This is a genomic window from Blautia sp. AF32-4BH (assembly GCF_003460565.1).
GTDB lineage: Bacteria > Bacillota > Clostridia > Lachnospirales > Lachnospiraceae > Fusicatenibacter > Fusicatenibacter saccharivorans.
In genome coordinates this window covers 13,765-25,490 of sequence record NZ_QTVL01000004.1, presented here as the reverse complement: position 1 = coordinate 25,490, position 11,726 = coordinate 13,765, and the positions used below count along the sequence as shown (strand labels likewise).

Below are 11,726 nucleotides of genomic sequence, written 5' to 3'. Positions count from 1 at the left end.
ATCTCTTCGGTGCTTATTTTTGCTCTGCGTTCCTTTGTCGGAGCAGAAAAACAGACAAAATCAGTACAGCAGGGAAAATGCAGCCGGCCAGCATACCTGCCTTCAGATCGTCGCCGGTGTTTTGTGTGACAAATCCAATAACAAATGGGCCAATGGAACCGCCCATATCTCCGGCCATGGCGAGAAGTGCGAACAGTGCAGTTCCGCCGAGTGGAATTTTAGAGGATGAAATACTGATGGTTCCCGGCCACATAATTCCTACGGAGAAACCACACACAACGCAGCCTGTAAGATTTAAAAGAGGATATGGTGCGAGAGCTGCAGCCAGATAACAGATCAGGCAAAGTGTACCGGATGCGATCATAAATTTTGTTAAGTCAATTTTTTCCCCGTATTTACCATAGAAGGTTCTGCTGATGCCCATCATCACAGCAAACAGGCACGGTCCTGCAATGTCTCCAATGCTTTTTGAGAGACCTAATGCAGACTCGGCATAAGCGGAAGCCCATTGCGCCATCGAAATCTCGCTTGCTCCGGCGCAGACCATAAGAACAAGGGAAATCCAGAAAATGGGAAGACGGCACAGCTGACGAATGGTAAGTCCTTCTTCGCTTCCGGTGAGTGATTCAATCGGGCAGGAAAGGAAATTAAACGTATTGTACAGTGGAAGTACAGCCCAGATACATGCGAGGATCGGCCAGCGTTCCATACCAAAAACTGCCAGAAAAGCAGTGGAGAGTAAGATGACGCCTACAGACCCCCAGCAGTAAAAGGAGTGAAGCAGACTCATAACGCTGTCCTTATTGTCAAACGGACAAGCCTCTACGATTGGGCTGACAAGAACCTCAATCAGTCCGCTTCCGGCGGCATAGATCATGGCACTGAGCAAAATTCCTGCATAGGCATTTGGCAGAATATTGGGCAGAAAGGCAAGTCCAATCAGGCCGCAGGCGGAAAGAATTTCAGAAGCAACGACACACCTGCGATAACCGATTTTATCGACATATCTGGCACAGAACAAATCGACAAGAAGTTGTGTGAAAAAGAATACTGTCGAGATAAACGCAATTTTTCCAAGAGAAATATGGTAAGTTCTGTGAAAGGTAAGAAATAGTAAAGGTGCAAAATTTGCAGAAATTGCCTGCGTGATAAATCCAAGATAACAGGCAATTAAGGTTTTGTGGTAGTTCTTTTTCATGATGATATACTCCGTTTTTTAAAATGGCAGAACTGCTGCGGCCGTAGTGTTCGTTTCGTTGCCGTTCACCGTGTTCCATGGAGCGACAACGATTCTTTTTGTATAATAACGTAAAATAGTGTCGCTTTCACTGGAATATATCGTCTGTTTATTGTATAATATCGTAAAATAGAGAGGGGCGTGCCTGAAAAACGGAGGCGGGGAAAGATGGAATTTAATACATTTTATAGCAAGATCCAAACGGATGAAACCATGATGGAAACGATACAGCATGGAAACAGTGAATATCCGTTTCAATTGTATTACGACGATCTTGCGTTGTTTGATTTTCATTGTGTAGAATGGCACTGGCATGTGGAGTTTGAGTTTGTTTTTGTACAGGAGGGAACAGCAACCTTCTGGGTTGGCGAAAAGCAGTTTTCACTGGGACAGGGAACGGGCATTTTTATTAACTCAAAGATTTTGCATCGCTATTTTTCTGAAGGCCATGCGATTGTGCCAAATTTCGTTCTGAAACCGACATTTCTCGCTTCGGCAGACAGCCTGATTTACAAAAAATACATTGCACCGATACAGGCGTGTAAGGTGGACTGCATTGTCTTTTGCAGGGAAATAAAATGGCAGGCAGAAGCACTGGAGCTCATGCAGAAAATTCTCAAAGCGCAGGAATCAGACAAAGACCGGGAACTGGTTACTTTATTTCTGACGCAGGAATTGTGGCACTTGCTTTATTTGCACATGGATTCGGAAGTGCTGCAGAAAAAAAGAGAAAATACGGCATCCTCACAGGGAAGAACACAGCTGATGATGCAATATATTCATCAAAATTTCCGACAGAATCTTACCTTGGAGGATATTGCCGGGCAGGCTATGGTGAGCAAGAGTACGGCATTGAATCTGTTCCGAAGATATCTTCACGATACGCCGGTGCATTATCTGGTGAAGTATCGTCTGCAGGAGGCTGCAAAGCTTCTGGCCACGACGGAGAAAAAGATAACTGTAATTTCCGGCGAGACGGGATTTGAAAATATGGATTATTTTTGCAAGACATTTAAGAAATATTATGGGAGGACACCAACGGAATATCGAAGAAAAAAACAAATGGATACGGATGACAGAGAATGGATCGTTCAAGATGTAGTGTAAGAGGAAACGAAAAAATTACATTCTGAAAAAGGAGCGGAATCTGGTGTGGGTTCTGCTCCTTTTTAAATGGAAAATTATGGAATATACTTATTCGGCACAGCCAAAAACTCTTCTACATATTGCTCCAGTGCCGCAAGCAGTTCTTCAAGCGGAAAGACCTTCAGATCCTGCGCAGCTTCCGGCGGGACGGAGAGGAAGTGATGGAGGAGGTCAAGTACCTGTTGGACGTTCTCATATTGAATTTCTGTGATTCCAGGGTTCGTGACGTTAGGATTGAGATCGAGCGGGATGCAATAGCGGTTGACAAGATATGTATTCATTCGTGTATAGTCCCCGTAATAATACTCCTCCGTGAGATATCTGGAAAAAGGAATGGATGTCCGCGATTTTTTGATATAAACCGTTGCAATCTCATCTCTCATATCTGTAATTTCCCCATCCGCATTATAAAATTCCACAATCTGAGGAATGAAATCCTTAAAAAATTTCCGGTCAATATAAAGATGAAAATAATATCCCAGTGCGCTCGAATCTGGCAGAAGTGAACGGTATTTCGCTGTAAACCGTGTAAGATCCGGGAATACCATCATTTTTTCGCGGTAAAGCGGATCGCGGAAATGGGAGGATTCTTTCTGCTGCGTCGCATCCGGCAGAAGATTTCCGATCAGAAAATCATTTACCGATGAAATCGGATATGGAAAATCCGGGTGGGACGGGAGGTGCTTTAACAGCATTTGGGCTGCGGTGAGATGTAAAATAAAACCTGGCATGGGAATGAAGATGTCCTTTCGTATTTGCTTCTAATCTAAACAAAATGGCAGCGTTTGTCAAATTCTATTTGAGTAGCGTAAATTCTAAAAAAAACATAAACACCGGCAAATTTCTTGACATGGAAATTTGCCGGTGTTATTATTTAACACGCGTAAATAAATAACACTGTTAAGTATTTGCACAAAAAGGAGGGGGATAATATGAAGGATGCATTTGAAAAACTGTTTCGTGCGGTGCACCAGTTTAAAAAACTGAACGTATCAGACCTGATTCCGGGACTCAGCAGTTCCGAATTTTCCGTTATGGGTGCGATTTTGCAAATGGGAGAAAACGGAAAAATTACAAGCTCAGAGCTGGCGGCGAAGACCAAAACACTTCCGCCGGCTGTGTCGCGCACACTGCGCGGACTGGAAGAAAAAGGATATGTAGAGCGGAGCGTTGACAAAAAAGACCGCAGAAATACGTATATCAGTCTGACAGAGAAGGGCTGGAAAAAGGGGGAAGAGGTACGGGACAGAATGCAGGACTTTGGCTGCTCTGTGATGTCACAGTTAAAGGAAGAGGATATAGATCAGCTGGTTGATTATCTGGATCGTATCTATGAGATCGCAGAAAAAGAAATTGACACCCGAAAACGACAGAATTAGTGTGCCGGCAAGCTGGTACACAAAAAAAGACAGAAAGGGGAAAAAATGAGTAAGATTTTCAAGAACATGATCCCGTACTGGAAATCGATTCTTGTGATTCTTATGCTTTTGTTTGTCCAGGCGTGGTGCGACCTGTCGCTCCCGTCGTACACATCCGATATTATTGATGTGGGCATTCAGAACAGCGGTGTTGAGCACGTTACGCCCAAAAGGATCAAAGAGGAAGAATTTCAGACAGCAAAGTTCATCATGACGGATGATGAGGCAGACTTGTGGGAGAGCCTTTATACGAAAAAGAACAGCTATTATGAGCGGAACAAAGCTTCCGAAAAAGAACTAGATACAGCGGATGAAACGCTGACCGTTGCACTCCTTATGAATTACCAGATGGGTGCGATGGAGGAAACCACCTTCAAACAGCTCATGGCACAGCAGACCGGTCAGGATGCGTCCGTGTTTGAAAACATGACGATAGGGCAGATCGGAGAGATGATGCATGTGGAGCTGAAGAGCTTCCGGCAGGAAAAAGAAGATGAGGATGGAAACAAGGTGGAAGTGACCTGCGTAGATGTCCGTCCGATTTTTGCGTCTATGCTCGAGAGTGGACAGATGGAGAAGGATGACGTGCTTTCGATGCGCGATAGCATGGAAAAAACGCTCGATACGATGGGAAGCTCGCTGGTAAAATCGATGGGAATTGCCTATGCGGTTTCCGCAGATAAAGCGGCGGGACTTGATATCGACCGGATTCAGAAGTCGTATCTTCTGACGGCGGGTCTTAAGATGGTCGGCATGGCACTTCTGATGGGTGTGGTAACGGTTTTTGTCGGACTGTTTGCATCCCGTGTCGCTGCCGGAATCGGTCGTGATCTGAGAGATCAGGTGTTCAAAAAGGTTGTCGGGTTTTCCAATGCGGAAATGGATCAATTCTCCACCGCATCTCTGATTACGCGAAGTACCAATGACATCCAGCAGATCCAGATGGTATCGGTGCTGCTGCTGCGCATGATTGCGTATGCGCCGATTCTTGGTATTGGCGGTGTGGTCAAGGTGGTAAAAACAGGGGCCGGCATGGGCTGGATTATCGTACTGGCAATTATTGTGATTATCAGCTATGTCATGCTGCTTGTATCTATTACAATGCCGAAATTCAAACAGATGCAGAAGCTGGTAGATAACATCAATCTGGTCTCCCGTGAGATCCTGACCGGACTTTCCGTTATCCGTGCATTCGGAAGAGAGGATAAAGAAGAAGAACGCTTTGATACGGCAAACCGGGAGCTGACCGGGACGACACTGTTTACCAATCGTGTCATGACCTTTATGATGCCCGGCATGATGATGATTATGAATGTACTGACCGTAGGAATTGTCTGGTTTGGTGCACACAGAATCAATGAGGGTACGATGCAGGTCGGCGCAATGACAGCGTTCATTACCTATGCCATGATGATTGTTATGTCCTTCCTGATGCTGACGATGATGTCTATCATGCTGCCGCGTGCTGCGGTTGCCGCAGGCCGTATCGACGAGGTTGTCCGGACAGAGCTTTCGATTCAGGATGCCGAAACGCCGGAAAAATTAGACGTACACAATGGTGTTGTTCGCTTTTGCCATGTCAATTTCCGGTATCCGGGAGCAGAAGAGGATGTATTGCATGACATTGATTTCGTGGCGGAGCCGGGAAAGACAACGGCAATTATCGGCAGTACCGGCTGCGGAAAATCAACGCTGGTAAACCTGATTCCGCGTCTTTACGATGTGACGGGCGGAGAGATTACCCTGGATGGGAAAGATATCCGAAACATTACCATGAAGGATCTGCGAGACGAGATTGGCTTTGTACCGCAGAAAGGTGTGCTGTTCTCGGGAACGATCGCATCGAACCTGCGCTTCGGAAAAGAAAATGCAACCGATGCCGAGATCGAAAAAGCAGCAGCGATTGCGCAGGCAACAGAGTTTATTGAAGCAAAAGATGATAAATATGAGACCGCGATTTCCCAGGGCGGAACAAATGTGTCCGGCGGACAGAAACAGCGTCTGGCGATTGCGCGTGCGATTGCAAAGGATCCGAAAATCTTTATTTTCGATGACAGCTTTTCTGCACTTGACCTGAAAACGGATGCGGCGCTTCGAAAAGCACTGGCGGAGAATGTCAAAGACAGCACTGTGATCATCGTGGCACAGAGAATCAGTACAATTCTCCATGCGGAGCAGATTCTGGTGCTCGATGACGGAAAGGTTGTCGGAAAAGGAACACATGAAGAACTGCTGAAGAACTGTAAGGTTTATCAGGAGATTGCAAAATCCCAGCTCTCGGCAAAGGAGCTTGGAATAGAAAGTGAGGTGGCTGACCATGAGTGACAAGAGAAATCAGCAGCCGCGCAAAAGAGGACCGATGGGAGGCATGGGCCGCGGTATGCAGCCGGGCGAGAAGCCGAAAAATCTGAAAAAATCGATCAAACAGCTTGCACAGTACATCGGAAAATATAAAATTGCGATTTTTGTCGTTATGCTCTGTGCCGCATGTTCGACCGTGTTCAACGTTGCGGGACCAAAAATCCTCGGAAAAGCAACAACGGCATTGTCCGAGGGACTGATGGAAAAAATCAGAGGGACAGGCAGCATTGACTTTACAAAAATCGGAAAAATTCTGCTGTTTACCCTTGGCCTGTATCTGATGAGCGCTCTGTTCAGCTTCATCCAGGGCTGGATTATGACCGGCGTTACCCAGAAGGTATGCTATCGTCTCCGGAAGGAAATCTCGGAGAAAATCAACCGCATGCCGATGAAATATTTTGAGAGTCGCACCTATGGCGAAGTGCTCTCACGCATTACCAACGATGTCGACACACTGGGTCAGGGACTGAATCAGAGCATTACCACAATCATCACATCCGTGGCAACACTGGTCGGCGTTCTGATCATGATGCTGAGTATCTCCCCGCTGATGACGCTGATCGCACTTGTGATCCTGCCGATTTCTATGGGGCTGATCGGACTGGTGACGAAAAAATCCCAGAAATTCTTCCGTGACCAGCAGGAATATCTGGGTCACATCAATGGACAGGTTGAGGAGGTTTACGGCGGCCACCTTGTAATTAAGGCATTTAACCGTGAAAAGGATACCATTGAGGAGTTCGAGAAAACCAACAGCATTCTCTATGATTCCGCATGGAAATCGCAGTTTTTATCCGGCATGATGCAGCCGATTATGATGTTTGTCGGGAATTTGGGTTACGCCTGTGTGGCACTGACCGGAGGTCTGCTGGCAATCCGAAACGTGGTTACAATCGGTGATATCCAGGCATTCATCCAGTATGTAAAAAACTTTACCCAGCCAATCCAGCAGATTGCGCAGGTGATCAACATGGTACAGTCGATGTCGGCGGCATCCGAGCGTGTCTTTGAATTCTTGAACGAAGAGGAAGAGGATCAGACCACGGAAAATCCGGCTGACATTGAGACAGTAACAGGAGCAGTAACCTTTGATCATGTACAGTTCGGATACAATCCGGACCAGATCATCATTCATGATTTCTGCGCGAAGGTAAAACCGGGTCAGAAAATTGCCATTGTCGGCCCGACCGGAGCAGGAAAAACGACGATGGTTAAGCTGCTGATGCGTTATTATGATGTAAACAGCGGAGCCATTCTTCTGGATGACCACAATATCAGGGATTTCAACCGCAGAGAGCTTCGCGATGCCTTTGGTATGGTGCTGCAGGATACGTGGCTGTTCAAGGGCAGTATCATGGAAAATATCCGCTACGGCCGGCTCGATGCCACGGATGAGGAGGTTATTGCAGCGGCGAAGGCTGCGCGGGCACACCATTTCATTCAGACCCTGCCGGGCGGCTACCAGATGGAGCTGAATGAGGATGCAAGCAATGTATCCCAGGGACAGAAACAGCTTCTGACGATCGCAAGAGCAATTCTTGCAGACAATAAGATCCTGATTCTCGATGAGGCGACCTCATCCGTTGATACCAGAACAGAGATCGAGATCCAGAAAGCAATGGATAACCTGATGAAGGGTAGAACAAGCTTTGTCATTGCCCATCGGCTGTCCACGATTCGTGATGCGGATCTGATTCTTGTCATGAAGGACGGAGATATCATCGAGCAGGGCAACCATGAAGAACTGCTTGCGAAGAATGGGTTCTATGCAAACCTTTACAATTCGCAGTTTGAGGATATAGTTGCGTAACAGCCTTTGCGGGCGATATAAATTTATTGTAACAACACCTGAGTTGGCAAAACGGTTCAGGTGTTGTTTTTTTTCGAGGGAAAATCTCGTTACATTTTCCCGTCAGGCAAAAAAGCTCTCAGAGCAGAATGATCTGATGTTTGTCCCAGATCATTCATGTTATCCCAGGTTACTTGAGAGAAAAGAAAAAATTTGGTATGCTATTGAGAAGTAGAATCTTCGATAAGAAGCACGGGGGAAAATAATGAATTTAATTTTATGTGATGATGATAAAGTGTTTTTAAATAAACTGGAAATCAGAATTCGAGGTTTATGTCAGAAACATAAGATTGCAGTGAAAATGGAGTGCTACGTATCTGCGAAGGAGATGCTGGAAGGAATCAAAAATCTTGATGAGATTTCTGTTTTTTTTATTGATATCGATATGCCGGAAGTGAATGGATTTGAGGTTGCATCGTATCTGAAAAAGTGGAACAGAGAATGTTGTATTGTGTTTGTATCGAATAAGGATGATCTGGTGTTTCAGTCATTGGTGTATCATCCATTCTTTTTTATCCGCAAGGCACATCTGGATGAGGAACTGGAGCCGCAGTTGCTGGAACTGCAGAAAAAGGCAGGAAAGAAAGTTCCCCAAATAGAACTGCAGACAGGGCGTCAGAGTGTAAAACTTGCATTGCGTGATATCTGGTTTGTGGAGAGCGAGAAGAACTATCTGCTTTTCTATCGGGAAAAAGATACGAGGGATGAGGCGATTCGTGTAAGAATGAAAATGTCAGAAGCGGAGAAAAAACTAGAAGCGCATAAATTTGTAAGGACACATAAAGGATATTTGGTTAACATGAACTATGTATATCGGTTGCGCGAAAAAGAACTTCTGCTATTGAACGGGAAAAGCATTCCTGTCAGCAGAAATTATCTGAATCAGGTTCGAATGAAAATTATGGGAGTGGTGATGGAATGAGTGCAACATTTTGGAAGGTTTTTGAACTTGCAATTTCTGTTTGGGAAAACATACTTTTGTTGGAATTCTGCATGGATTTTATGCAGCAGAAACCCAAAGGGAAAAAAGGTAAAATTTTGTGGGGAATTGCAGTGCTATTTGGGCTAATCTTTCCTGCGTTGGAAAAGTATCCTGCGTTATATGACAGGTGGGAAATGTGGATCACATTGATTTGGCTTTTTGTCTATTTGATGGTGGGTACACAGGGAAGTGTTCTGAGAAAGGTTACTGCAGCGGTAGTTGCGAGAGCAGTATTGATGATGGTAAACACAGCGATCCTTTTCGGCGGCAGTTTTATCCTTCAAGAAAGTGTTGCATCGTTTATTCAAGATCAGGATACAGTAAGAATTGCGATCATGCTATTATCAAAAATTTCTTATTTTTTTGTTGGTAAATTACTAAATAGTCTTTTGTTTGAACGAGAGAATCTGATAAGCTGGCAATGGATTGTCATGGGATGCAACCTTGTTTTCTCAATTATTGCGGGAAATACTATTATTTTGGTAGTAAGAGATCTGCCAAGTGTGCAGATGCAGGAACAGAAATGGATTTTGCTGTGCGTATGCTGTATCTGGCTGATGTGCCTGATTATGTACTTTATAGTACAGCAAATGAGCAAGGATAATCAAACAAAGCTAGAATATGAACTGATGAAAGAAAAAGAGAAATATTCAAAGGAAAGTATGGAAATTATTAAGAGAAGTAATGAAGAATTACGAGAATTTAAACATGATTTGAAAAATTATCTTTTACCTCTGCAAGAGGCAATGGAGACCATGCCGCAGTCGGAAATGGTAAAGGTATGGGAAAAAATTAATCAGAAAATTGAAGATGTGCAGACACTAATTCAGACAGGAAACAGTTATGTGGATTCTATGATTAATACAAAAATTACTCTTGCGAGAAGTGAAAAAGTAGATGTGAAGTGTACGATTCTGAGCAAAATGGAAGGAATTGATGATTTGGAATTTTGCTCTGTGTTTGGAAATCTCATGGATAATGCGATTGAAGCAGAGCGGAAAGTTACAGAGAAGAAAGAAATTATAATTTTTGTAGAGGAAAAAATGGGATATCTTCGGTTGGAGATTCAAAACAAAATAGAAAAATCTGTTTTAAATGAAAATTCAAGTTTGAATACGACGAAGAAAGATACAAGCAGCCACGGGATTGGGCACAAAAGTGTAAAACGGACGATGCAAAAGGTAGGTGGCGCGTTAAAGTATTATGAGACAGGAGATTTGTTTTGCGCAGAGGCAGTATTTCCGATAAAATAAGATAAAACGTAATAAAAAAGACTTTATTTGTATGAAGGAAGCAAAAAGAATGCGGATTTCAAAGAACAAAGTTTTATTTTTTGCTATCTGTACTGATTATCCCAGATAGAGCATGATATCCCAGATCCGTTGACGATGGAGAAAAATTTCGCTATGCTTCGAGTAACAGAAGAGAAAGAACGAAATTTTGAAAAGAGGGGATATATGGGAAAGAAAGTATTGGGAATTATGGTAATATTACTGTTCTTTACAGGTTGTCAGAATATGGGAAATGAGTCAGAAAATTTGCAGCAGGTAGAAAAACAGGAAAATGGAGAAGAACGGAATAGTTCTATCAGCAATGATGAAACGGAAACAAATGTGACACCTGAAAATGATCAGGAATTAAGCAATGGTGAGCACATCCGTTTTCAGCTTGGCAGTCAGGCCAAAATTGATGCGATTGTTGACATGCCGGACAAAAAATGGAATGAGTTTGAAAAATGTGTGATAGAAGTGGATGGATTTCAAGGAGAAAGTGTGTTCAATAAAATACTTGGGAAAATTCCGGAAAGTGGATTGGAAACAAGAAAAGGAGACACAGGAGAGCCGGACGTTTGTTATTCGTATGAGGGAATACTTGGCGAACAATTAAAAAATCAAAATGGAACGGTGTCTGTCAGCAATATATTAGGAGTGGAAACGGAAGAAGGAAAAAAAGTTTATTATAATTTGCCTGTTGAATATATTACATCAGCCTATGGTGAAGGGATTTTGGTCAGAGACAATGAGCAGGAAATTTCATTGGAAGACGAAGAAAAGCTGATAGAGGAAGGAAAAGAGTTTGTTAGATGGATTGGAGACTGGGAAAAAGTTGAATTGACCAGTAAATACAGTTTTTCGTATGAACAGATGGAAAAACAGCAGGAATTAATGGAACAGGCAATCGAGAATGGAGAATTGCTAAAGCCTCAGAAGATTCAGAAATATGAGTGGTCAAAAGCAGATGATTGTTTCCTGTTGTTTTTTCAGGGTTATCTGAATGGGGTTCCTGTATTATGCAATGAAATTAACCGGCAGGATGATCTTTATATTCCGTCATCTAAAATACAGGCTGTTATAACGGAGGGCGGAATTCAATATCTTCAAGCAGTTAATCACTATGCTATTCGGGAAAAGGAACCGGTATCTCTTGCGGAAAAAGATATTATTTTGGAAACGCTGAGAAATAAGTATGATTTGGCAATTGCAGAGCCGATTACGCTGAATCAGATGAAACTGATTTATTACCCGATGACAACGGGAAGAAATGAAACAGGGCATTGGATGTGTGATATGATTCCTGCGTGGCAGTTTCGATTTATAGAAGATGAGATCGAACAGTATGTTTACATCAATGCACTGGATGGACGGGAAATTGCAGGGTGAGTTTGTCTGAGATTTACGAGTTACTCAAAGAATAAATTGTTTTGCGGAAGATGTGACTCCGGGCTAAGCGGGT

Annotated in this window: 9 protein-coding genes; 7 read left to right on the top strand and 2 right to left on the bottom strand. The window is 43.6% G+C overall.

Going from position 1 to position 11,726, the window contains the following annotated elements:
• Nucleotides 1-13: 13 nt before the first annotated feature.
• Nucleotides 14-1,198: an MFS transporter gene (locus tag DWZ44_RS06345; protein ID WP_117804438.1), complete on the bottom strand. Its 1,185-nt coding sequence runs from the start codon at nucleotides 1,196-1,198 to the stop codon at nucleotides 14-16.
• A gap of 207 nt (nucleotides 1,199-1,405) precedes the next feature.
• Here DWZ44_RS06345 and DWZ44_RS06340 point away from each other — a divergent pair, with 207 nt between their 5' ends.
• Entirely contained in the window at nucleotides 1,406-2,344 is a 939-nt protein-coding gene (locus tag DWZ44_RS06340) for an AraC family transcriptional regulator (protein WP_117804437.1), read from the top strand.
• 74 nt (nucleotides 2,345-2,418) lie between these two features.
• Here DWZ44_RS06340 and DWZ44_RS06335 read toward each other — a convergent pair whose 3' ends face one another.
• Nucleotides 2,419-3,114: a hypothetical protein gene (locus DWZ44_RS06335; protein WP_022461452.1), complete on the bottom strand. Its 696-nt coding sequence runs from the start codon at nucleotides 3,112-3,114 to the stop codon at nucleotides 2,419-2,421.
• A gap of 201 nt (nucleotides 3,115-3,315) precedes the next feature.
• On the opposite strand from DWZ44_RS06335, the gene DWZ44_RS06330 reads away from it, so the two are divergent.
• The 6 genes from DWZ44_RS06330 to DWZ44_RS06305 all read left to right on the top strand — a co-directional run bounded on the left by DWZ44_RS06330 (nucleotide 3,316) and on the right by DWZ44_RS06305 (nucleotide 11,653).
• Complete coding sequence (locus tag DWZ44_RS06330; RefSeq protein ID WP_117804436.1) at nucleotides 3,316-3,762, top strand: MarR family winged helix-turn-helix transcriptional regulator; 447 nt, start codon at nucleotides 3,316-3,318, stop codon at nucleotides 3,760-3,762.
• A gap of 45 nt (nucleotides 3,763-3,807) precedes the next feature.
• A complete protein-coding gene (locus DWZ44_RS06325; protein ID WP_117804435.1) occupies nucleotides 3,808-6,126 on the top strand; it encodes an ABC transporter ATP-binding protein in 2,319 nt (772 codons plus the stop codon).
• Nucleotides 6,119-7,972 (top strand): ABC transporter ATP-binding protein, encoded by a 1,854-nt coding sequence (locus DWZ44_RS06320; RefSeq protein ID WP_117804434.1) that lies wholly within the window; start codon nucleotides 6,119-6,121, stop codon nucleotides 7,970-7,972. Before DWZ44_RS06325 ends, DWZ44_RS06320 begins: the two co-directional genes overlap by 8 nt.
• A gap of 244 nt (nucleotides 7,973-8,216) precedes the next feature.
• The gene (locus DWZ44_RS06315) at nucleotides 8,217-8,933 is read left to right on the top strand and encodes a LytR/AlgR family response regulator transcription factor (RefSeq protein ID WP_022461302.1); all 717 of its coding nucleotides are present in this window, start codon (nucleotides 8,217-8,219) and stop codon (nucleotides 8,931-8,933) included.
• On the top strand, nucleotides 8,930-10,246 hold the full coding sequence (locus DWZ44_RS06310; protein WP_022461301.1) for a GHKL domain-containing protein: 1,317 nt from the start codon (nucleotides 8,930-8,932) through the stop codon (nucleotides 10,244-10,246). Before DWZ44_RS06315 ends, DWZ44_RS06310 begins: the two co-directional genes overlap by 4 nt.
• Before the next feature lie 204 nt (nucleotides 10,247-10,450).
• Nucleotides 10,451-11,653, top strand: a complete 1,203-nt coding sequence (locus DWZ44_RS06305) for a hypothetical protein (protein ID WP_022461300.1) — start codon at nucleotides 10,451-10,453, stop codon at nucleotides 11,651-11,653.
• Nucleotides 11,654-11,726 lie beyond the last annotated feature (73 nt).